Annotated in this window: 28 protein-coding genes; 24 read left to right on the forward strand and 4 right to left on the reverse strand. The window is 38.4% G+C overall.

Annotated elements, in window-relative coordinates; all coding sequences use genetic code 11:
* The 4 genes from PF272_RS08540 to PF272_RS08555 form a co-directional block, all read left to right on the forward strand.
* Positions 1 to 1650, forward strand: a 1650-nt coding sequence (locus PF272_RS08540; RefSeq protein ID WP_271142411.1) for a replication endonuclease, incomplete at its 5' end; no start/stop codon positions are given.
* Between the two features lie 27 nt (positions 1651 to 1677).
* On the forward strand, positions 1678 to 1857 hold the full coding sequence (locus tag PF272_RS08545; RefSeq protein WP_271142412.1) for a single-stranded DNA-binding protein: 180 nt from the start codon (positions 1678 to 1680) through the stop codon (positions 1855 to 1857).
* Positions 1858 to 1936: 79 nt separating this feature from the next.
* A complete protein-coding gene (locus PF272_RS08550) occupies positions 1937 to 2119 on the forward strand; it encodes a type II toxin-antitoxin system HicA family toxin (protein WP_039133250.1) in 183 nt (60 codons plus the stop codon).
* 28 nt (positions 2120 to 2147) lie between these two features.
* A complete protein-coding gene (locus PF272_RS08555) occupies positions 2148 to 2555 on the forward strand; it encodes a type II toxin-antitoxin system HicB family antitoxin (RefSeq protein WP_271142413.1) in 408 nt (135 codons plus the stop codon).
* A gap of 139 nt (positions 2556 to 2694) precedes the next feature.
* Here PF272_RS08555 and PF272_RS08560 read toward each other — a convergent pair whose 3' ends face one another.
* The 4 genes from PF272_RS08560 to PF272_RS08570 form a co-directional block, all read right to left on the reverse strand.
* Positions 2695 to 2913 carry a hypothetical protein gene (locus PF272_RS08560; protein ID WP_271142414.1) on the reverse strand — a complete coding sequence of 73 codons (219 nt, stop codon included), beginning with the start codon at positions 2911 to 2913 and terminating at the stop codon, positions 2695 to 2697.
* Positions 2914 to 3204: 291 nt separating this feature from the next.
* Positions 3205 to 3474, reverse strand: a complete 270-nt coding sequence (locus PF272_RS13000; protein WP_413789442.1) for an Ogr/Delta-like zinc finger protein — start codon at positions 3472 to 3474, stop codon at positions 3205 to 3207.
* Positions 3475 to 3604: 130 nt separating this feature from the next.
* Complete coding sequence (locus PF272_RS08565; protein WP_271142415.1) at positions 3605 to 4621, reverse strand: phage portal protein; 1017 nt, start codon at positions 4619 to 4621, stop codon at positions 3605 to 3607.
* A gap of 12 nt (positions 4622 to 4633) precedes the next feature.
* Positions 4634 to 6427, reverse strand: a complete 1794-nt coding sequence (locus PF272_RS08570) for a terminase large subunit domain-containing protein (RefSeq protein WP_271142416.1) — start codon at positions 6425 to 6427, stop codon at positions 4634 to 4636.
* Positions 6428 to 6606: 179 nt separating this feature from the next.
* On the opposite strand from PF272_RS08570, the gene PF272_RS08575 reads away from it, so the two are divergent.
* The 20 genes from PF272_RS08575 to PF272_RS08665 form a co-directional block, all read left to right on the forward strand.
* Positions 6607 to 7455 carry a GPO family capsid scaffolding protein gene (locus PF272_RS08575; RefSeq protein ID WP_271142417.1) on the forward strand — a complete coding sequence of 283 codons (849 nt, stop codon included), beginning with the start codon at positions 6607 to 6609 and terminating at the stop codon, positions 7453 to 7455.
* Positions 7456 to 7480: 25 nt separating this feature from the next.
* Positions 7481 to 8494, forward strand: coding sequence for a phage major capsid protein, P2 family (locus PF272_RS08580; protein ID WP_271142418.1), 1014 nt, complete (start codon positions 7481 to 7483; stop codon positions 8492 to 8494).
* A gap of 12 nt (positions 8495 to 8506) precedes the next feature.
* Positions 8507 to 9304, forward strand: a complete 798-nt coding sequence (gpM, locus tag PF272_RS08585; RefSeq protein ID WP_271142419.1) for a phage terminase small subunit — start codon at positions 8507 to 8509, stop codon at positions 9302 to 9304.
* 6 nt (positions 9305 to 9310) lie between these two features.
* Entirely contained in the window at positions 9311 to 9763 is a 453-nt protein-coding gene (locus tag PF272_RS08590) for a head completion/stabilization protein (protein ID WP_271142420.1), read from the forward strand.
* Positions 9751 to 10227 (forward strand): phage tail protein, encoded by a 477-nt coding sequence (locus tag PF272_RS08595; protein WP_271142421.1) that lies wholly within the window; start codon positions 9751 to 9753, stop codon positions 10225 to 10227. The genes PF272_RS08590 and PF272_RS08595 overlap by 13 nt, the downstream gene beginning before the upstream one ends.
* On the forward strand, positions 10211 to 11062 hold the full coding sequence (locus tag PF272_RS08600) for a DNA adenine methylase (RefSeq protein WP_271142422.1): 852 nt from the start codon (positions 10211 to 10213) through the stop codon (positions 11060 to 11062). The genes PF272_RS08595 and PF272_RS08600 overlap by 17 nt, the downstream gene beginning before the upstream one ends.
* A gap of 21 nt (positions 11063 to 11083) precedes the next feature.
* Positions 11084 to 11746, forward strand: a complete 663-nt coding sequence (locus PF272_RS08605) for a phage virion morphogenesis protein (protein ID WP_271142423.1) — start codon at positions 11084 to 11086, stop codon at positions 11744 to 11746.
* Between the two features lie 18 nt (positions 11747 to 11764).
* On the forward strand, positions 11765 to 12895 hold the full coding sequence (locus PF272_RS08610; RefSeq protein WP_271142424.1) for a DUF2586 domain-containing protein: 1131 nt from the start codon (positions 11765 to 11767) through the stop codon (positions 12893 to 12895).
* Positions 12896 to 12898: 3 nt separating this feature from the next.
* Complete coding sequence (locus PF272_RS08615) at positions 12899 to 13354, forward strand: phage protein (protein ID WP_271142425.1); 456 nt, start codon at positions 12899 to 12901, stop codon at positions 13352 to 13354.
* A gap of 84 nt (positions 13355 to 13438) precedes the next feature.
* Positions 13439 to 13642 (forward strand): HP1 family phage holin, encoded by a 204-nt coding sequence (locus PF272_RS08620; RefSeq protein ID WP_271142426.1) that lies wholly within the window; start codon positions 13439 to 13441, stop codon positions 13640 to 13642.
* Positions 13635 to 14147: a lysozyme gene (locus PF272_RS08625; RefSeq protein WP_271142427.1), complete on the forward strand. Its 513-nt coding sequence runs from the start codon at positions 13635 to 13637 to the stop codon at positions 14145 to 14147. Before PF272_RS08620 ends, PF272_RS08625 begins: the two co-directional genes overlap by 8 nt.
* Positions 14129 to 14494 carry a LysB family transcriptional regulator gene (locus tag PF272_RS08630; protein WP_271142428.1) on the forward strand — a complete coding sequence of 122 codons (366 nt, stop codon included), beginning with the start codon at positions 14129 to 14131 and terminating at the stop codon, positions 14492 to 14494. The genes PF272_RS08625 and PF272_RS08630 overlap by 19 nt, the downstream gene beginning before the upstream one ends.
* Positions 14454 to 14672 (forward strand): hypothetical protein, encoded by a 219-nt coding sequence (locus tag PF272_RS08635; protein ID WP_271142429.1) that lies wholly within the window; start codon positions 14454 to 14456, stop codon positions 14670 to 14672. Before PF272_RS08630 ends, PF272_RS08635 begins: the two co-directional genes overlap by 41 nt.
* Complete coding sequence (locus PF272_RS08640; RefSeq protein WP_271142430.1) at positions 14669 to 14965, forward strand: putative phage tail assembly chaperone; 297 nt, start codon at positions 14669 to 14671, stop codon at positions 14963 to 14965. The genes PF272_RS08635 and PF272_RS08640 overlap by 4 nt, the downstream gene beginning before the upstream one ends.
* 56 nt (positions 14966 to 15021) lie before the next feature.
* The gene (locus tag PF272_RS13005; protein ID WP_413789443.1) at positions 15022 to 15144 is read left to right on the forward strand and encodes a DUF6890 family protein; all 123 of its coding nucleotides are present in this window, start codon (positions 15022 to 15024) and stop codon (positions 15142 to 15144) included.
* A gap of 53 nt (positions 15145 to 15197) precedes the next feature.
* The gene (locus PF272_RS08645; RefSeq protein WP_271142431.1) at positions 15198 to 17666 is read left to right on the forward strand and encodes a phage tail tape measure protein; all 2469 of its coding nucleotides are present in this window, start codon (positions 15198 to 15200) and stop codon (positions 17664 to 17666) included.
* On the forward strand, positions 17656 to 17988 hold the full coding sequence (locus PF272_RS08650) for a DUF2590 family protein (protein ID WP_271142432.1): 333 nt from the start codon (positions 17656 to 17658) through the stop codon (positions 17986 to 17988). Before PF272_RS08645 ends, PF272_RS08650 begins: the two co-directional genes overlap by 11 nt.
* Entirely contained in the window at positions 17981 to 19165 is a 1185-nt protein-coding gene (locus PF272_RS08655) for a baseplate J/gp47 family protein (protein ID WP_271142433.1), read from the forward strand. Before PF272_RS08650 ends, PF272_RS08655 begins: the two co-directional genes overlap by 8 nt.
* Positions 19155 to 19676 carry a phage tail protein gene (locus tag PF272_RS08660; protein ID WP_271142434.1) on the forward strand — a complete coding sequence of 174 codons (522 nt, stop codon included), beginning with the start codon at positions 19155 to 19157 and terminating at the stop codon, positions 19674 to 19676. The genes PF272_RS08655 and PF272_RS08660 overlap by 11 nt, the downstream gene beginning before the upstream one ends.
* A gap of 58 nt (positions 19677 to 19734) precedes the next feature.
* The coding region (locus PF272_RS08665; RefSeq protein WP_271142435.1) for a phage tail-collar fiber domain-containing protein at positions 19735 to 20665 on the forward strand (931 nt) is incomplete at its 3' end.

Consider the following 20665-nt stretch of genomic DNA (forward strand, 5'->3'; position numbering starts at 1 on the left):
TATGATTTTATCTTGCAATATGCGGAGCAAAAGCATGAGTTATCCACTGCAGATAAAGACGCTATTTTTGTCGAACTGTATCAAAAGCTAGGAGATCTGCTTGAACATCTGGGTTTCCCAATTCGTTACTGGCAGCAATTTAATGATATAGAGAGCAAACCGCTATCTAACGCACAAGTTGATAAAGCCCTAGCAGAAATTGCTCGTAAAAAATATTGGCTAAAGCGTATGCAACAAACGCAAAAGCGACAAGTTGAGCATATCGCTATTGCGTGCGGTGAAGTGCAAAAACGTGTTGCGCCTTATATCTCAAACAGTGCCTTTTATCAACACGCACAGCAAGTCAAAAAGAATTACGATTTTTTAAAGCAAATGGTGCTTGAGAATATCGACGATCCTAACGAACAAGTCGATTTACTTGATATGTATCTCCGCTCCTCATCTAATCCATCTTTGCGTCGTTTGGAGATGATGACAAGATTGCGGGGCATAGAAGAATGGGCAGAAAGTGAAAACGCCGTCGGTTTATTTATCACGCTAACTGCTCCATCAGCCTATCACGCACAACATCAAAATGGCGCACAAAATAAAAAATGGAACGGTGCAAGCCCTCGCGAAACCCATCAATATTTAAATGCGGTGTGGCAACGCTATCGCGCGTTATTAGCAAAAAGAGGGATTAAATTTTACGGCGTAAGAATTGCCGAACCACATCACGATGCTACCCCGCATTGGCATTTATTGCTATTTGTACACGCAGATCACAAGGCAGCCGTAATCGAGTTATTTCGCCAAAAAGCCCTCGATCAAGACGGGGACGAAAAAGGGGCAAAAGAACACCGTTTAAAAGTAGATGAACTCGACAAAGAATTAGGATCGGCAGCTGGTTATCTTGGTAAATATCTCGCAAAAAATATAGATGGTTTTGCTCAAAATGGCGAAATGTCGGACGAAGTCGAAAACTTATCACTAAAAGACAATGCAAAACGTGTTAAAGCATGGGCGAGCTTATGGGGATTTAGACAATTTCAGTTTTATGGAGCAAGTAGCATTGGCGTTTGGCGTGAATTGCGTCGTTTAACACGAGCATTAGAAAACAACAAATTAGAAGAATTACGCCTTTGTGCGGATATTGGCGATCAAGCTGCATTTTTGCAAAGACAAGGCGGAGCAGGAGCAAGCCGGAATGAATGGCTTGCGGTATTGAAATATGAAGAAAGCGAACCGAACGCCGACGGTCAAACTTATAAAAAGGTGGTTGGCGTGATGGAAAATCCAAAAAACAACCCGAACCCTGAAATCATTAAAACCAGAACAAAGAAATGGGCAATCAAAAAGAAATCGCAAAGCGAAGATGTCGCCACAACCGCAGATCGTGAATCTGCTCAAATTGGCGGGCTTGCCCGCCCTTGGACTTGTGTCAATAACTGTAACCGTTTAAATATTAAACAAATGCTAAGAAGTGAACTGAATTTGATCTTAGGAACAGCAACAGAACATCATATTGATTATTTATTGAACAGAAATCGGTTGTATATAACGAGGTTTAACTATTTAGAAGTCAGAAATGGGCAGTTGTTGATGAAACAACGAGGGGAAGTTGTGGCTAAAAATAGGGGATCTGGTCTAGATAGGCTAAGGAAACATTAACTATTTTTGTAAAACAAAGGAGTAAATATGGCTGGAATTAATAAAGTAATTATTATCGGAAATATCGGCAACATTGACGTGAAGATTTTTCAAAATGGGTCGATTGCGAATGTGAGCGTTGCCACATCGGAAAACTGGGTAGATAAAGAAACGCAGCAGAAAAAAGAGCGTACCGAATGGCATAGAGTGATTTTTTATATAAAATAACCACTATACCCATAAAATTATTGACATAATAACAAAAGTGGGTATAATAACCATTAAATAGATAACAGGAAGATAAAAGGTGGATAGTAAAACATTAATAAAAATGCTTGAAAAAGACGGGTGGTACTTGGTTAATGTGGTTGGTAGTCATCATCAATTTAAACACCCGATAAAGAAAGGACGGACAACAGTTCCGCATCCAAAAAAGGATTTACAAATAAAAACGGTAAATTCAATATTAAAACAAGCGGGGTTGAAATAACCCCCATTTTTGATAAAGAGAGGTCTATATGTTATATCCGATTGGGATTGAAATGGGCGATGATAAACACGCTTTCGGGGTGATTGTACCTGATATTCCGGGCTGCTTTTCTGCTGGGGATACGCTAGAAGAAGCCTATATTAATGCGAAAGAGGCTATTGCCTTTCATATCGAGGGATTATTAGAAGATGGGGAAGAGATTCCTTTACCGACCGATATAAAAGCACATATGAATAATAAAGAGTTTGATGGATTTACTTTTACTTTTGTTGATGTTGACTTATCGCATGTGATGGGTAAAGCGGAAAAAATTAATATTACTCTACCAGCTTTGCTATTACATAAAATTGATGCGTTTATTGCAACTCACCCAGAATATAAAAGCCGTAGTGGTTTTTTAGCACAACTTGCAACAGATAAATTACTTTCAGCATAATAAAAAAACCGCTTTTTAGCGGTTTTTTTCAGACATCTGTGGAAGTAGTGAGTTAAAAATCTTCTCTTTATCTTCAAAAGATAATTTATCTAATTTTGATGTATCCGTTGAGCGAGAAAATTCAACGTTTAAAACAAATTTATTTATTTAGATTACGATAAATTTCACAAAGTTTTTTAATGCCATTCGGGCGATTATCAGCAAGTTCTGCGAGAATAGCATCAAATTCATCAGCTAGAGCAGCGTCAAGGCGTAATGAAATCGCTTTAACTTTACCATTTTCAAGTGCTTTTTTATTGTATGCTGCTGCGGTTTTAGAGCGTAGTTTTTTACTGTGTTCTGTGTTGCTGTTTGCCATTTTTAACCTCTTGCTTTTTATATTTATGTTGTTTATAGTATTTAGGAATTGCCTAGCAACAGTGGTAGCTGTTGCTAGGACTTAGTTCAATTACTAATGAGCGTTTGTGCTAATCGCTATTAGTAAGATGAACAGGATTATAAGCATAACGGTTCGCATAATCCTAATTCCTATTGTTAAGCCCCACTCTATACAGCGTGGGGTTTGCTGTTTCTAGCCCCTTGCTAGATAAATTTATTATATTCAATACAATAATAAAACACAAGAGATTTTTAATAAAAAAACCGCTTTTTAGCGGTTTTTTTGTTGAATATGATCAAAGATTTTTTGTTGCTCATCTCGAGATAATTTATCAATTAAGTTAAGCAACAATGTGTTTTTGACTAAATCTGATGATCTGACAGTGTGAGAGTATTCGACGTTTTGCACGAATTTATGATTACAATCTTGATTAGTACAAGTACAGTATAATTTTGTTAAATCTGCGTGTTCTCTGACCGATCTTGTAATGTAAGCTTTATGACCGCAATGCCGGCAATAAATTGTAAAAATTTTTGCCATTGTCAAACCCTCTCTTACCCCAAAAACAATGATTTTATTTTATCAGATTATCAAGTAGTTACAATAAAAACACTGTTTAAATATACAGTATTTGTTGTTGACAAAAAGTAACCCGTTAATCTGTAAAAAATTATTTTGTCTTTGTATATGTTTGCTTAAAAATAATGCGATTTTTATTGCCAATATCGGGATCTTTATTGATTTGATATGCGATAAAATCCTGCAGCGGGTAAGCTTCAGTTTCTCGATAAGCTGCTAAAATTTTTATTGGGTCGCCTAAACCGCCAGTATTGCTCGGAATAATGCCTGATAAACCGGGCGGGAAACGGTGAGCGGTGAGAACATCTTGAGCAGAAATATTTTTCACAGCATTAAATTCATCTTTTCGACCAGTATCTCCGACAGAAATTAATTTCACTCCGTCTGGGTTGCCGTCGGGAATATTAATAAACATACTCTTAAAATTACCCACGCCTTTAGACTGTTCAATTTTTTTGCGGATTGCATCTTCTGCGTCTTGATCAAGGTCGGGGTCAGTAGTGTAAAGAATAAAGCCCATATGCGCGCCGTTTGAGTAATAACGACGGCGGAAGATAGTTGCATCGCTATTCAATAAAGCGGATTCAATCCCACCGACATAGTCGGGCGCACCGTAGGTTTGTTGTAAGGGGTCATAAAGTTTAATAAAAATAATATCGTCATGCTTGTACTCGTAATACTGGGTTTTATCGTTATACAGTGCTTTTCTAAATAAATAGAGATAATTGCCGTCTTTTTTAACTCGCAAATACAAAGACGATAAAACGTGCAAACGTATAACTTCGCCGAACACATTACGAATTTTTAATAGAGCTACATCGCCAAACTGAATAAGATTTAAACAAAGTGTTTTCATATCGACAAAATCGCCGTTATAGCCAGAACTAACGATATTTGCTCGACTTTGTAATATTCCGCAATGTTGGGCATTGTAATACGGTAATTTTGCTAAAATAGCCCGATTGTACGGTGGTAAATAACAATCTAGCGTGTTATCAATAATTAAGCCTAAATGTTCAATACCTGATGGCTCAAATTTGCTAAAAGTTTGTGGCATTTGTTGCGTTACCGTTTTATTTTGCTTTTGTTTTAAATAATATTTAGCCATAGTTTTTCCCTCTTAATTCATTGCCCAAGTTGATCGACGACGTGGTTTATTGTTTAACTCTTTACGGTTGATAGCGTTAGCGATTGCCCAAAATACGTCAGCGTGTTGATTTTGGCTTGTACGTTCGGCAACAAAGGTGGTCCTATCACCTGATCTGGTTGTTGTTTGCTTAATCATTAAAAACGCAGCGGGGATATCCGCTTCATCTTCCGCCCATTCGAGCAGATTTTTATCGACAAGGTGGTGTACTTTTAACACCAAAGCGGACTTACTCTCTGTGCTATAAATAATCGGCGTTGCTTCTCGACGGGCGAACATTTTTATCATTTCATACACGCCAACACCAACCCCGCTGGTATCAATGCCGATATATGTCACGTTATAACGCTGATAAATTTTTTCAATTTGTTCGGCTTGGTATGTATAGCTCAAGCCGTGCCACTGATGACGCTCAAGAATACGGTATTTTTCAGGGGGTAATGCAGGTGGCGCAATCACGACAAAGCTCGCTCCGTCATAACTTTTAGCTGGATCATACCCGCACCAAACTTCACGATTATCAAGTGGTCGATCGCTGTTTCTATCAAAATCTTTCCATTTTTGCGGATTAACAGCACATTTCAACAGTTGCGAGATATTGAAAATAGAATCAGCATCATCAATCCACTTACACATGAAAAGTTGATCGAATGCTGCTTGACTGTATTTGCGTTTAAGTGCATCAATATCAAAGAGAATATCCGCACCGCCCGCAATCGCATCTTCAATCGTAATAACATAACGCCATTGCTCATCAGGGCATAATCGCCCGCCTTTTCGCATTTCTGCAAAACTTGGGAAAGCAATATTTTTCCGTTTGCTATCTTCACCTCGCCAAGTGTCGCCGTTCCAAAATTTGTAAGCTTCGTGTCGTGTTGAGCTAGGCGTGCTGAAATAAGTTTCACGCCATTTTTTATGTGTTGCCATCGCTGATGCGACAGTATAAAACTCGGTAAAATTACGCAACCACGCATATTCATCGCCGTAGATATGCCCGTGATAGCCTTGCGCTGTACTTTTGTTGGTCGATAAAAAGTGCAATTCTGCGCCGTTGCTTAAAACAATCGGATTCCCTTTTAATTCGACGTCAAAATACTGCAATGCCATTTTGCGGATATACGTTAAAAAGATTTCAGCTTGTCGTTTTGAGGCTGATAAAAAGATTTGGTTATCACCCGTTAAAATCGCGTCTTCTAACGCTTCAAACGCAAAGTAATACGTCATACCGATTTGACGTGATTTTAAAATATTGCGTATTTTCTGATGTTTGTTTTCGCGACAAGTAAGCTGATAGCTAAATAACGTATCTAAAAACGGCTGCATCATCTCTGGCGTAACGTGCGATATATCATTTTTCTTACGTCGTTTAGACTTGGATTTTTTATTGTCTGCGTTATGACTAGTATCTTGATTGTTGTCATTAGCAGTATTGCTATTTTTAGCGACTAAAGTCGCTCGTTGCTTTTTATACTCAAGATCTTTATCAATTAAAGCTTCTAACTCTTTGATCTCTTGATCTGTTTTATTTTCACGATCAACAAGCGTGAGTATTCGCAACGAGATTAATTCTTCGATCCCCTGTTCACTTAATAAATTTCGCCAGTTGTATTTTTCCGCCCAATAGTAGATAGGGCGAGGGCTATTGAGCTTTAACTCTTTAGCAATCTCCTGAGGCGTATATTTTTTTAAATACAGGTGTTTAGCCGAGTAAATAATCTCATCGCTATAACGTGATGATTTTCTAATTCTTAATTTTGTTTCGCTCATAAAGTGCATTTTGAGCATTACAAAATAAAAAATCGTGGGGGATTTTTCGGAAATAGTAGGATAAACGCAAAAAACGCTTTATATCATACTATTTCCGAATTTGTCTTAATGCAATCTACGCAAAAAAATAACAAGATTGTGCTAAATCCAATTTTTAATGCGTAGAGAGTAAAAAAACAATGGCAAAAAAATTAGAGCTTGTGACTGATTTTGTATGTGTTGCAACAAGCGGAAAAACCGCAGACGGTCGAGAAATTTCATCGGCTGATTTACACGCCATGGCAAACAGTTACGATCCAGAACTTTATACGGCAAACATCTGGCTTGAACATTACCGATTTTTATCAAACTTCGGACAAGTGAAAGAGTTAAAAGCAGTAGATGAGGGCGATAAAACAAAGTTATATGCTCGCTTAGCACCAAATGCTCGCTTGCTCGAATTGAATAAAGAGGGAGTCGGGTTATTTACTAGTGTTGAAATTACCCCGAAATTTGCAGATACAAACGCAGCCTATTTGACTGGATTGGCAATTACCGACAGCCCGGCAAGCATTGGAACAACACAGCTTCATTTTTCAAAGCGAATTAACAATGATGTAATTGTCGGTCAATCTGAAAAATTGGAAGCAGCATCTTTATTTACAAATGAAGAACAGCAAGAACTATCAGTATTAAAACGCTTTTTTACACGTCTTTTTAATTCCGAAAATAATAACAATAACGAGGAAGAACCAATGGATAAACAACAATTTGCACAACTTGAAGCAACCATTACCGCTGCAATCGCTGCAGGTTTTTCAGCTATTCAGGCAAAAACAGAATCAGAAAAAGAAAAAACAGAACCAGCGAAATTTGCAACGGAAACAGAAAAAACAGAACCGCAAAAATTTGCCACTGAACAACAAGTTGCTGAACTTGCTGCAAAAGTAGAGAGCTTGACAGAAGCATTTAATCAAGCGATACAAAAGGCAGTTACCGAAGTACCGCAGGGCGAGCCGGCAAAAACCGCCTTTAATATTCCAGTTTAAAAAAATTTAAAGAAAAGGGGACAAAATGAAACGTAAGCCAGAATTTTATGCGTTTTTGCGCAATATTGCAGCTTATTACAATACTGATCCGGAAGCCTTAATTCGCGGTGAATCCTTCGCGTTAGAAGCACCGAAGGCGGCTTTACTTGGGCAAAACATCCAACAACGATCTGAATTTTTAAAATCAATTAACGTTGATTTTGTGCTTGATGTGGCAGGTTATAAATTGCGTGGAGCAACAGAAAAACCAATTACAGGTCGTCAAAAGGTCGGTCGTCATCGTGCAACCTTAGATCATACGCAAGGACAATATCGCTGCGTTGAAACTGATAGCGGAATTATTGTGCCTTGGGCAATGTTTGATAATTTTGCCCGTTTCGGAGATGGTTTAGCAGCACTCTATGCGGAATATGTGCAGACACAAATTGCCTTAGATCAGCTTAAAGTGGGTTGGTATGGTGAATCTATTGCCGACAATACCTCCGCAGCAGATCTATCTGATGTCAATAAAGGATGGATGCAATTAATGCGTGAAGAACGTGCCGAAAATGTGATGAAAGACGGGGCAACAGTCGGAAAAATTGCCGTTTTTGGCGAGGGTGCAGATTATGACAATCTCGATCAACTTGCAGCTGATCTGAAAAGTGGGCTTGATTTGCGCCATCGTGATCGTGGGGATTTAGTCTTTTTAGTCGGAGCTGATTTGGTAGGTAAAGAAGCCGAATTAATCAATAAAGCACACGGTTTAACACCGACAGAAAAAGCGGTTTTAGGATCACAAAACTTATTGGGATCGTTTGGCGGTATGCGTGCGATTGTTCCGCCGAATTTCCCTGCTCGTGGGGCAGTCGTTACCACGCTATCAAATTTAAGTATCTATGTGCAAGAAACGAGCGTGCGTCGTTCGTATCGCAATGATGAAGATTTAAAAGGGGTAATTGATAGCTATTATCGCAATGAAGGTTACGTCGTTGAAGATGCGGGGCTATTTACTGCCGTTGAATTTAAAAATGTGAAATTACCGGGCGATAGCGATTAATTGAGGTGAATCATGGGGTTTCGGGACTATCAAAAAAGGGTGATTGCACTAAAACAGCTAGAGCAACAGACACCAGATCAAGTGCATCAAACAATGAAAAATACAAATGCAACAACGCAAGTATTAGAGATTGCACTAAATAACGATATTGCCCGAATTCGTGAAATCTCAAGTTTAGCAGATAGAGCAGAATACAAGCGTAATCACTTCTTGCCGAAGTGGTTACCATTTGTTGAGGAATATCTGCAGAAAGGGGAGATATATCAAAATGATGTCCTTATCTATTGTATTGTCTATCTGTTTGATGTTGGCAATATTGCTCACGCTTTACAACTTGCCGAACGAGCCATTGCCGAAAATCAACTTATGCCATCACAGTTTAAAAGTAATTTACCGACGTTTGTCGCTGATCAAGTGTTTGCGTGGGCGGATAACTTGGCAGCAGCTGCGCAGAGCGTGGAGCCGTATTTTAGCCAAACTTTTGAAAAAGTGGCGAATGCGTGGCGGTTGCACGAAATCATAACAGCGAAATGGTACAAACTCGCAGCGTCAATATTGCTTAGAAATAAAGTCGGCAAGATACACGCTGCAAGTATTGATGATATTAATGCGTTAGTGATTGCGTTATATCTCATCATTAACGCAAAACAGATTTATCAAAAATGCGGGGTTGATTCCCTCATTGATCGGGTTGAAATGCGAATTAAAAAACTCTCACCAGGTGCCGATCCAACGGCATTAGTATCAGAAATAACATTTGCTGACGCTATTGCTAAGTTGCGTGAGGCACACCTTATTAAGCGAGGGTAAATAAAAATGCTAAATGGCAATGTAACTGAATACCAAGATGAAGTGATCGAAAGCACTGGATTTTGGGGGAATATCAATATTGCAGAGTTTCAAAAGCAAAGAGCGATACCGTTTCAAATTCCGTTAGAGATGGTGCGAGCGGTGTTGGTACAAGCAATGCAAGAAATGGAAATTGAGCTTGCAGAGGTTGCAGAAAAATATCAATTAGACGGTTATCAATATGCCGAAAACATTAGTGGCGTAAGATTTGATGGCGATAACTTTTTACAAATACAGTACAAAAAAGCCGTATTTGCACGAGCAAAAGCGGATTTATTGCCAGAGTTTATGACGTTATCAGTACGAGATGTACACGAAAATCGGGATTTAGTGCAAGAGCGTAAAGCATTATTGACAGAAGCAACCATGGCAATAAGAGCAATAAAGGGTAAAAAGCGGAGCGGAGTATGGCTAGTGTAATGTTATATCAACAATTACTCGGCTTTTTACAGAAACAGTTGCCGACGAGATACCGCAAAAATCTGCTCGCTTGGATTGATAGCGGGACAGTGATTGATCAGGGTAAAAATATCACTGATGAGGGGATAGAGATTGCTCATATCCGCTATAAAGCAACCTTTTTATTTAATGAATTACCGTTTAATCAGCTTAATGTTGCCGAAATTATGGCGAATATTCAGATCTGGTTGAATGAAAATGATGAGTTACGTTATCGGCTAGATTTTTCTGAAATTGGTTTTGATGTCGAAATTTATGATGATTCAACGGCTGATCTAACATTTGATATTGAATTTGAAGAGCCGATTACTGCACTAAAAAGCGAACGAGGGAAGCTCGTTATTAATGGTGAAAACTATCAGATTAATCCGATACCGATTTATGTCGCCGAAGATGTTGAGGTTATAAATGACAGAACGAGTTAAAAAGTATAGCAAAGCACCACTCCCGTTTGTCGGACAAAAACGGAATTTTTTAAAAGATTTTGCGCATATTTTAGATAGCAATATTTCTAATGACGGTGAGGGTTGGACTATTGTTGATGCGTTCGGCGGGAGTGGTTTACTGGCAAATAATGCTAAATATTTAAAACCAAAAGCGACCGTTATTTATAACGATTATGACAATTATGTTGAGCGTTTACAGCATATTAACGACACGGAAAAATTGAGAGTTTTATTATTAGATATTGTTGATAAATATCAATATGTCAAAAAACAAAAAATTAGTGAGCAATGTAAACAAGAAATATTAACAGCAATAGAAAACTTTAGCGGTTACAAAGATTATTTAACAATAGGAAGCTGGTTAGCTTTCAGCGGGAAAATAGTAAAGACGTTTGACGATCTTGCTAAGATTAATTTGTATTATCGTATTGTCGATTGTGAATTAAATGCGGAAAGCTATTTAACAAACATACACATAACAAAACAAGATTTTAAAAAGCTATTAGCAGAGTATAAATATAAAGAAAAAACATTATTTATTTTAGATCCGCCTTATTTATGCACAGAACAGCGGTTTTATAAGCAGGATAATTATTTTAATGTGGTTGATTTTGCAGAATTAATTAACCTGACTAGACCGCCATTTATTTTCTTTAGTGCAACAAAAAGCGAATTTATAAGTTATATAAATTTTATTATGAAAAATAAAAGTCCTAATTATGAAAGTTTTATTAATGCACAAATAATTAGAAAGAATTCAGTAATAAATAAAGATGTATTTTATCAAGATAATATTTTGTATAAGTTTGCTTGAAATAATACGGGGCAATGAATAATGGCGTTGACTAACGGTTTTACATCATCATCACGCAGAAAACTTAAACGGACGCTTAATGCGTTAAGTTTACCAAAGCATAAGCAAAAAGAAGTTTTAAAGCTAACGCTTTGGAAAATAAAAAATGAAGCGAATAAAAACGTTACTGCACAACGTACACCAGACGGGGAGCAGTGGAAAAGAAGAAAAAGCGGTAGCAGGAAAAAAATGCTGTGCCGTCGTGGGCGACTACTGACGATTACCGAGAATAGCGGACAAAAGGCAGTTTTAGGGTATCGCAATAAGAAAGAGAGTGAATTAGCTGCGTTGCACCATTACGGGCAACAAAAAACAGAAGTAACAAAGGCGGAACTTGAAGCTATTAAAGCAACGCACACAGGGAATAGTGATCCTTGTACTGAACAGCAAGCAATACGCTTACGGTCTTTGGGGTATCAAATTAAGAACAAAAAAGGCAAGTTAGTAAAACCAACAAAAAAAGCGATACAAGCGACAGTAAGCAAAGGGAGAGCTGGCATATTGATTATAATCTTGAAAAGAGAAAAAAGCGGAAATAAGGCAAAAAATGGTACACCAGCCAGACCGGCGCTAAATATGGATGTACAACATAATGCGAATATTTTAGCGGAATTTGTGGAAAAGGCATTGAACGCAAATAACTAAAACAATAAAGGGGCAAATATGACATTTCCATCAGCAACGATTAATACGCTTAATTTGTTAAGCGGTGAAACGAAAGAAATTGAACGACACGCTTTATTTGTCGGTGTCGGTACAAAAAATAAAGGCAAATTAATGGCGGTAACGCCAGACAGCGATCTTAATGAGATTTTCGGTACAACAGAAACTGCATTAAAAAAGCAAGTCTATACAGCCATGCTTAATGCAAACACAGACTTTTTTGCACACGTCTATATTGCAGATGAGTCAAGCTATGACTTTGCGCAAATTGTACGAGATGCACAAACGGTATCGAGTTTTGAATATTGCGTAAATACTTATACAACAGGCATTGATAAAGCTGCAATTAACGCACTACAAGCATTATCAAAAGAATTATTGATGACATACAGCAGACGCACGTTTTTTATTCAAGCGTTAGACGGTTGCAGTACAGATTCAAGCAACGGCGAAACGTGGGATCAGTATGTTGCCCGCTTAACCGAATTACAAAAAACGATTGTCGCCGATCATGTGATGTTAGTACCTAATTTGATGGGTAATGATATTGGGGCGTTAGCGGGGCGATTAGCCAATTCAGCGGTAACGATTGCCGATAGCCCAGCACGAGTACAAACAGGGGCATTAGTCAATATCGGTAACGATAAACCGAAAGATAAAGACGGTACGGAAATCAAAATTGCACACTTAAAAGCACTTGAGCAAGCTCGATATTCCACATTTATGTGGTATCCAGATTATGACGGTTACTATTGGTCAGATGGTCGTACATTGGACGTCGAGGACGGAGATTATCAAGTAATCGAACATGTGCGAATTGCGGATAAAGCTGCTCGTAAAGTGAGATTGTTAGCTATCGCGAAAATTGCGGATCGTTCGTTTAACTCTACATCAGCAAGTACAGAGTATCACAAAAACTATTTTGCGAAACCACTACGAGATATGAGTAAAGGGGCAGAAGTGGCTGGTAAACAATTCCCAGGAGAATGTATGCCTCCAAAAGATGACGCAATTACTATTGTCTGGAAAAGCAAAGTGAAGGTTGAACTTTATATGAAGATCCGTCCTTACGATTGCCCGAAAGACATTACTGTAAATATTTTCTTAGACTTAGAAACGTTGGGGGATTAATAGATGGGTGCAAGAATTTCAGGAATGAACGTTGATTTTTTCGTTCTCGGTTTTCCAGTTCATGCTGAATCGGTCAGCTTAAATATTAGTGATAGTTCAGATGTAGCACAAACTCGGGGTATTCCAGACGGCTTTGTTGATGGAGATGTGAAAGCGGATGGCGAAATCGAACTAGACGCAAGAAACTTTAGCAAGTTATCCGCAGCAGCTGCAGCAGCGGGATCTTATCGTGATATTCCAACGATTGATCTTGTGTTCTTTGCAAGTCGAGGCGGAGAACGTCTGAAAGTGGAGGCGTTCGAGTGTAAGTTATTGCCGACCGATATTCTCAACGTTGATTTTAAAGGTGGGCAAAAACATACAACAAAGGTTAAGTTTTTCGTGACTAGCCCAGATTTTGTGCGTATTAACGGCATTCCGTATTTATCTGAATATGATACCCGAGATTTAATCGGGTAACGGGTTTAGGCGGTAGATCGGCATTAACAGAATAATAATTATAAGCAGAAGAGGATCTCACCGCCTAATTTTAAGGGGTAACAGATGAATAAGTTTGAAAATATGTCGTTTTTTGGATCTGCAGTCGCATTTTTTAGCGGCTTAACACTGAATGAATGGTGTTCTATTTTTGGGATCTTATTTGGATTTTGTACTGTGGTTTTAACGTGGTACTACAAAAAGAAAGATTATGAATTACGACGTTTAGAACTAGAAATCAGACAAGCAGAGATAAAAAACAATGAGTAAAAAAATCGTTGGGGTTTGTTCCGTTGCTGCGGTGATTGCCTTAGTAGTGAATTTTTATCCAGTATCGACAAGTAAAAAGGGGTTGGAAATTATCGGCAATGCAGAGGGGTGCAGAACACAACCGTATCAATGTCCGAGTGATGTCTTAACGGTGGGAATTGGCTCAACCGAATATAGCGGGCAAAAAATCGAAAATAAAGTGTACTCACTAGATGAAATTGCTAAACGCTGGCAAGCGGATTTATTACAAGCAGAAAACTGCGTAAACCGTTATGCAAACGGACAAGCTATGCCACAAGGTGCTTTTGATGCCTTAACCTCACTTACCTTTAACGTTGGCTGTACAACGTTAAAAAACTCAACACTGTTTAGGCTAGCAAGGCAAGGTTATTCGCCAAAAATGTGTAATGAGTTTACTCGTTGGGTTTATGCGAGTGGGGAAAAATTGCCGGGGTTGGTGAAACGCCGTGAGCAGGAGCGGAAATTATGCTTATCAAACTATTAAAAGATCATGGTTTTATTATTTTGCTGATCTGTATTTATGGAGCGGGGCTTTTTTTACAGTCGATTGATAAACAAAAACAAATCGTTGCGATTGAAACGCAAAAAAACGCAGAAATTACAAGGTTAAAGCTAGAACATCAACAACAGATTTTAATGTTGCAACGACAAGCCGAAGTTTATCAACAACAACAGCAATTATTGATAGATAAAGTTTCTGAAATGCAACAAGCTGCACAACAGCAAGAAAAGGCGATCAATGAAGCGTTGGAAAGTAATAAAAATTGGAGTGATGAGCGTGTGCCTGGCGATGTTAGTCGCTTGCTCAACAACCGAAACAAAACTAATTAAACAACCAATCTTTTGCCCGACAACCGTAGCTTGTCAGCAAATATCGGTAAACATAACAACAAATAAAGATTTAGTTATGGCGTTGCATAAATCATTAAATCAAACGGATATTTGTGTAACGGCATATCAACAATTAACAAACTGTATAAATATACATAATAAAGGAGATAAACAATGAAAACTGCACAGCAATTATTAGATGAGCTTACTGGTAAAGATAAAGTAACGATTAACATTAAAGGCGTTGAGTTAGTGTTTAATCGTGATAATGCAGCGATTGACGCATTATTTAATGATCTTACAGATACAAATAAAGTAACGCCGACAAAAGATTATCTATTGCAAATTGTTGATAAAGCGTGCAAAGACGATTTATTGACGATTATTAACGTGCCAGGGTTAGCAATGCAGATCGCTGGCAAAGTGAACGAAGTATTTTTACCGAAAATTGAAATCACAGTAAAAAACTGACTGAACGAGTGAGTGCGATTGAGAATAACGGCTACTCACAGGCGATAGCGTTAAGAATGCACTATTTGCCAGAAGCCGATAATTCGGAGATCAATCTTGCTCGGGCAGTGTGGTTAAACAAACAATTTTTTGAAAATCTCGCTGATGCCGTGGCAGTAGGTATTAGTAAGTGTTTTTAGAGTAATTATCTCGGCGACACGTATGTCGTCGAGATGTAGTTAAGGGTAATGTTATGGCGTTTGGAATGGCAGGTCTTGAGTATGTATTAAAGCTCAACGATCAAATTACAGGACCTATCAAGGGTATTATGCAGCAGATGGATACGCTTGCAAGTCGTGGCAAAGCAGCAATGGGGAATATCGCTGCAGGTGCTGCGGGGATTGTCGCAACTGGCTATTCTATCGCTTCTGCTTTTCAACCTGCATTAGACGCACAACGTGCATTAGGAGAAGTGAAATCGCTTGGTGTCGCAGAAAAAGCCCTAGATCAATTAAAAGATAAAGCACTCTCTTTTACCTCGTCGTTCGGTGGAGCATCAGCCGATTTTATCCGATCCGCGTATGATATTCAGTCCGCTATCGCAGGCTTAAGCGGTAGCGAATTATCCGCTTTTACCGAAGCATCTAACTTATTGGCAAAAGGCACAAAATCAACCGCTGCAACAATCACCAACTACATGGGGACAATGTACGGTATTTTTGCCGATGAAGCGGACAAAATGGGCAAATCAAACTGGGTAAATAAAATCGCAGGACAAACCGCTTTAGCCGTAAAAATGTTTAAAACAACAGGTGATGGTATGAGCGGAGCTTTTACCGCCGTTGGTGCAGCAGCAAAATCAGCGGGGATTGAAGCAGCGGAACAATTTGCGGTATTAGGTAGTTTACAAGCAACAATGAGCGGTAGCGAAGCGGGTACAAAATATAAAGCATTTTTAGCTGGTGTAGGAAAAGCACAAGAGAAATTAGGTCTGAAATTTACCGATAATAACGGCAGAATGCTAGATATGGTGACAATCTTGCAACGTATTAGAGATAAATACGGGGATTTAAGCGAAACAGCAGCTAGTGACTTAATTGGGTCGGCATTCGGATCAGATCAAGCAACTTCGTTAATTAAGTTATTAATACCACAGATAAGTAACTTAAAAGGAAATATCAAAGATTTAAGAAATGTTAGTGATACGGCAGAGCTAACTAAAATGGCACAAGCAATGACGGATCCATGGCAGCGGTTTGGTGCAATACTTGAGGGGATAAAAATTGCGATTGGCGGTGAGGTGCTTAAGAAAATCAATAATCTTGCTAATAAAATCGCTGATGCAGGAAAGTATTTTGTTGATTGGTTAAATGCTAATAAATATATCTCCCGCTTGATTGGCTATATCGGGGTCGGGTTGATGTCATTAGCGGGTGCGGGTGCGTCGTTAATGTTGTTGGTAGGGACATTTAAATTAATTGGCGTGGGGGCAACCGCAGCATTATTACCAATGTTAAAACTTGGCAAAGGTGTTGAAACAGTCGGGAAAGGTGGCAGTGGGATTAAGGCATTTGTTAAGTCATTAGCTGCACCAATCCAGCCGATTAAATTTATTATGAAGTGGGTAACTGTTTTAAAAGGCGTATTTGCGTCAGCGTTCGGCGGGGCAATGTCTTTAGTTGCAGGGTTAAGATGGCGATTAGCTATTTTACCGACTTTACTAAAATCAATGGCGAGCAAGGGGACTTTATTACAAGGTGTTTTTGCCGGGTTTAAAAGCATTTTAACGTTAATTTTAAATCCGTTGTCTGCGGTGAAAAGTTTGTTTTTATCGGTGTTTAATATCGCTTTCAGATTATTAAATCCGTTCACTTATTTAAGGCTAGCAATGATGGCGCTATTTAGCCCGATTTCGTTGATTACGATCGCTATCGCGGGCATTGCTTTACTGGTTTATAAATTCAGGTCGCAATTATCGAGTTTGTGGGAGGGCATTAAAGTTGGATTCGGTAGCATTTCAGAACGATTACAACCGCTTTTTAATGCGTTTGCTATCTTTAAAACGGCAATTAGTAAGATTGTAGATATTTTTGCCCGCATTACGGGCGGAGCGAATGCAAGCAGTGCAGCAGCGGGAAAATTTTTTGAAATTGGCATGGTAATCGGAAATATCTTAGGCACTGGATTAGAAATTGTTGCAGGATTTATCGAGTTATTAGCAACGCAGTTTTTAAACATTGTTGAGCTATTTTCTAATGTTGCAGATAGCTTGATGACTATGTGGGATGGTGTTGTTACTGGTTGGAAGAATAGCGATCCTAAACAAATTTTTGGGGCGTTAGCGAATGGAATGTCGAATATCTTTAAAGATGTGATTAATGGCATTTATAAAATGTTTATGGACTCGCTTAACTGGATTATTCGACAAGTAAACAAAGTCGGTGATTTTGTCGGTGTGAAATTTAATGAATTTGAAGTGAGTAACGTATTTGAAACGAATCACAATGTGCAGTTAGAAGATAGCGTTAAACCAAACGCACAACCGCAAATTAATTCACAAACGCAAGGCTTAATCACAACGGCAATGACGCAAAATAAAGCGATTAATAATTCAATGGTTATCCAAAAAGTTGAAGTAAAAGCAGAAGACCCGCAAGCATTGGGTCAAGCAATGCGAAGACAGCAAGATTATCAAATGTTAGGAATGGGACATGGAAGCTAAATATTTTGATCTGTTAATTACTAACGACGATATCACGCTAGATAGCGGTAACGTGCCGATTTTGTGCAATAACCGCATTTCGATTGCGCAGGACATCAAGCACGCATTGCGAGAAAGCGGATTAGTGACGTTATTAATTGCTGAACGTAGCCGCATTTTACGACGTGACATTATTTTGCAAATGACATTTTTAATTGAAGAAGATGAACGCTTAGTACCAGGGACGATCTTTATCACAGAAGAAAGTTTAAATCGTTTATTTATTACTGCAGAAACATACGATTTTGGATCGATTGAATTGGGGGTAAGTCTTGATGAATAACTTTGAACAGATTTTAAGAGAATCGGGATTACCGACACAAGAAACAGAAATCAGACAACAGTTTGAACGCATTACTGCAGAAGAAAATTTAATTACGAATACGAGCAGAATGTCGCCATTCTGGCGTTTGGTGACTGCTATCGCCGTTCAGCCGGTGAAATGGCTTACTGATGAACTGATTAATAACATTTTGCCTAATTTATTTTTGCGTACTGCACAGGGTGCTTGGTTGCAGATGATGGCGTGGAGTGTGGGGCTTGATTTTAAGCAGGCGACGAAAGCAGAGGGCGTTATCACGTTTACAAAACAAAGCGATTTAACGCCAATCACGATTAAAGCGGGGACGGTCGTGCAAACTGAGCGTATTAATGACACGATTTTTAAGCTAATTGTTACTGCAGATACGGTTATTGAAAAAGGAAAATTATCAGCAAAAGTACCTGTTATTGCGGAGCAAGCAGGCACAAGTTATAACTTAGCTGCAGGTTATTATCGAGTATTGGCGGAACAAATTAACGGCATTGTCAGCGTAGAAAATGAAGAAAACTGGTTAATTACGCCAGGGGCGGATAAAGAAACAGACGAAGAATTGCGCATGCGTTGTCGTAATCAATTTGCTGCAAGCGGAAAGCATCATATTGATAGCGTCTATAAAGCGATGGCATCCGAGATTGCAGGAATATCAGTAGATCGCATTTATTTTAAACATGATGCACCACGTGGACCAGGAACGGCAAATATGTATTTATTGCTTGATACTGGGGTAGCTAGCCAGCCTTTTATTGATAAAGTAAATCAGCACGTTAGAGAAGATGGATGGCATGGACACGGTGATGACTTGATTTGCTACGCTATGCCAGAAACACAGTATGATCTGATTTGCAAGGTCTATTTTTATACCGATATTAATTTAACAACAACGAGAAAAGCGGAAATATTGCAGCAAGTTGAAAATATTATACGTTGTGCATTTCGCGAAAATAATAATTTTAATGTTACACGTGTTTATCCGTATAAGCGTTTTAGTTGGTCGTTATTGGGAGAAGAAATACATCAGTTGTATCCTGAAATCGGATCGTTAATCTGGGGGCAACAAGATATAGAAAGCGATCTTAGTGTGCCTCGTATTAGAAGTTTAACGATAAGTGAAGAGAGGGAGGCAATTAGTGAATATTAAATTGCCGTTTTGGATGGACGGTTTAGCATTGCGACAGATTGCTGATCTTTTTGCGAAGTGGTGGGAATACTCATTTAAAAAATTGATTGATTTACCGCTAAAGTTACTCGATGAAGATAACTGCAGTGAAACAATGCTCAATTTAATTGCGTATGCGAGAGATGTAGAACGTTTTGAAAATGAGCCGTTATCACTATTCCGTAAACGTGTGAAATATGCATTTATTAATGCACAAGATGCAGGCAGTAAAGCGGGATTTATCCGCATATTTGAGCGATTAGGGATTGGCTATGTGGAAATTGAGGAGCGGTTCGATACAGAAAATTGGGATGTTATAAAAATTATTTTAAGTGACTCGCAGGTGGCACATAACAAAGAATTACTCAATTTAATTATTCGAAAATACGGGAGAACGTGCAGAAGATACACATTTGAAGTTATTACAAAATTACCGATATATTTAACCGTAAGATCTTTCGATAATGAATATATCTGTTATAGACCAAAATAGTTAAAACAAAATATATAAAAAATAAATTGATAATAATAGTTAAAAGGAATTTATTTTTATGTCTAGCAAACTCACTCAAGCGTTTGAATCATATATTCGAGACTCAATTATTAATCACACACCTGTTATTTTTGATGAATTTATTTTCGCCAATATTCCAAATTTAACCGAAGATAATTTAGATAATTATTTGACTGTGCCACAAGATAATCAAATTGTGCATAGACAAGTAGTGTCGCAAATTGGTGCATTAAATGAAAATGCGATTGTTTATTCTGTAACGATCGGAACGGAGATTGGCGATTTCGACTTTAACTGGGTTGGCTTAGTTAATAAATCACAAAATTTGTTAGCTTGTGGGATTTATACGGGGCTAACATCAAAAATTAAAAATAAAGAGCAAAAGCAAGGTAATAGTATTACTCGCAGTGTATTGCTCGAATTCCCACGTGCGCAAGAATTAGCCAATGTATCGGTTAGTGCAGAAACGTGGCAAATTGATTTTACAATGCGATTAAGCGGCATTGATGAAAAAATTCGTTTAACGAATCGTGACTTGTACGGTCGAGCCGTCTTTTTTGATAACGCATTTTTGTTGAAACGCAAAAGCGGAAATATTTATACGCTAGAAGCAGGAACTGCCTATGTAGAGGGAGTTAGAGCTGCAATTACAGAACAAGCAGAAATTATAGTGCCAGTCCTGCCCGCATCTGTTTATATTGATGTTTGTCATCACGCAACTGTAACGGGGGCGTATGAAACAGAGATTAAATATATCACTGAAAATAAAAATGACTATGTTGGCTCAGACGGTTATCAGCATTATGTGCAAATTATTGCAGATATTGCAAGTGACGGAAAAATTACAGATAGACGCTTAACAGATAATGCTCCACCGTATATCGCAGAAAGCAAAAAATCCAGCGCCGTCAACTCAGCCAGCAACGAAACAGTGGCAACCAGCGCGGCTGTCAACACCGTCTACAACC

This window comes from Gallibacterium faecale, assembly GCF_027920745.1.
In the GTDB taxonomy this organism is placed as follows: Bacteria; Pseudomonadota; Gammaproteobacteria; order Enterobacterales; family Pasteurellaceae; genus Gallibacterium; species Gallibacterium faecale.

Coding starts and splice junctions, on each gene's coding strand:
- PF272_RS08570 (WP_271142416.1), bottom strand. CDS start 6,427: ATGAGCGAAACAAAATTAAGAATTAGAAAATCATCACGTTATAGCGAT.
- PF272_RS13005 (WP_413789443.1), top strand. CDS start 15,022: ATGCACTATTTGCCAGAAGCCGATAATTCGGAGATCAATCTTGCTCGG.
- PF272_RS08625 (WP_271142427.1), top strand. CDS start 13,635: ATGAGTAAAAAAATCGTTGGGGTTTGTTCCGTTGCTGCGGTGATTGCC.
- PF272_RS08590 (WP_271142420.1), top strand. CDS start 9,311: ATGCTAAATGGCAATGTAACTGAATACCAAGATGAAGTGATCGAAAGC.
- PF272_RS08595 (WP_271142421.1), top strand. CDS start 9,751: ATGGCTAGTGTAATGTTATATCAACAATTACTCGGCTTTTTACAGAAA.
- PF272_RS08560 (WP_271142414.1), bottom strand. CDS start 2,913: ATGGCAAACAGCAACACAGAACACAGTAAAAAACTACGCTCTAAAACC.
- PF272_RS08650 (WP_271142432.1), top strand. CDS start 17,656: ATGGAAGCTAAATATTTTGATCTGTTAATTACTAACGACGATATCACG.
- PF272_RS08640 (WP_271142430.1), top strand. CDS start 14,669: ATGAAAACTGCACAGCAATTATTAGATGAGCTTACTGGTAAAGATAAA.
- PF272_RS08610 (WP_271142424.1), top strand. CDS start 11,765: ATGACATTTCCATCAGCAACGATTAATACGCTTAATTTGTTAAGCGGT.
- PF272_RS08555 (WP_271142413.1), top strand. CDS start 2,148: ATGTTATATCCGATTGGGATTGAAATGGGCGATGATAAACACGCTTTC.
- PF272_RS08605 (WP_271142423.1), top strand. CDS start 11,084: ATGGCGTTGACTAACGGTTTTACATCATCATCACGCAGAAAACTTAAA.
- gpM (WP_271142419.1), top strand. CDS start 8,507: ATGGGGTTTCGGGACTATCAAAAAAGGGTGATTGCACTAAAACAGCTA.
- PF272_RS13000 (WP_413789442.1), bottom strand. CDS start 3,474: ATGGCAAAAATTTTTACAATTTATTGCCGGCATTGCGGTCATAAAGCT.
- PF272_RS08630 (WP_271142428.1), top strand. CDS start 14,129: ATGCTTATCAAACTATTAAAAGATCATGGTTTTATTATTTTGCTGATC.
- PF272_RS08600 (WP_271142422.1), top strand. CDS start 10,211: ATGACAGAACGAGTTAAAAAGTATAGCAAAGCACCACTCCCGTTTGTC.
- PF272_RS08565 (WP_271142415.1), bottom strand. CDS start 4,621: ATGGCTAAATATTATTTAAAACAAAAGCAAAATAAAACGGTAACGCAA.
- PF272_RS08645 (WP_271142431.1), top strand. CDS start 15,198: ATGGCGTTTGGAATGGCAGGTCTTGAGTATGTATTAAAGCTCAACGAT.
- PF272_RS08620 (WP_271142426.1), top strand. CDS start 13,439: ATGAATAAGTTTGAAAATATGTCGTTTTTTGGATCTGCAGTCGCATTT.
- PF272_RS08580 (WP_271142418.1), top strand. CDS start 7,481: ATGAAACGTAAGCCAGAATTTTATGCGTTTTTGCGCAATATTGCAGCT.
- PF272_RS08635 (WP_271142429.1), top strand. CDS start 14,454: ATGTTAGTCGCTTGCTCAACAACCGAAACAAAACTAATTAAACAACCA.
- PF272_RS08545 (WP_271142412.1), top strand. CDS start 1,678: ATGGCTGGAATTAATAAAGTAATTATTATCGGAAATATCGGCAACATT.
- PF272_RS08615 (WP_271142425.1), top strand. CDS start 12,899: ATGGGTGCAAGAATTTCAGGAATGAACGTTGATTTTTTCGTTCTCGGT.
- PF272_RS08655 (WP_271142433.1), top strand. CDS start 17,981: ATGAATAACTTTGAACAGATTTTAAGAGAATCGGGATTACCGACACAA.
- PF272_RS08575 (WP_271142417.1), top strand. CDS start 6,607: ATGGCAAAAAAATTAGAGCTTGTGACTGATTTTGTATGTGTTGCAACA.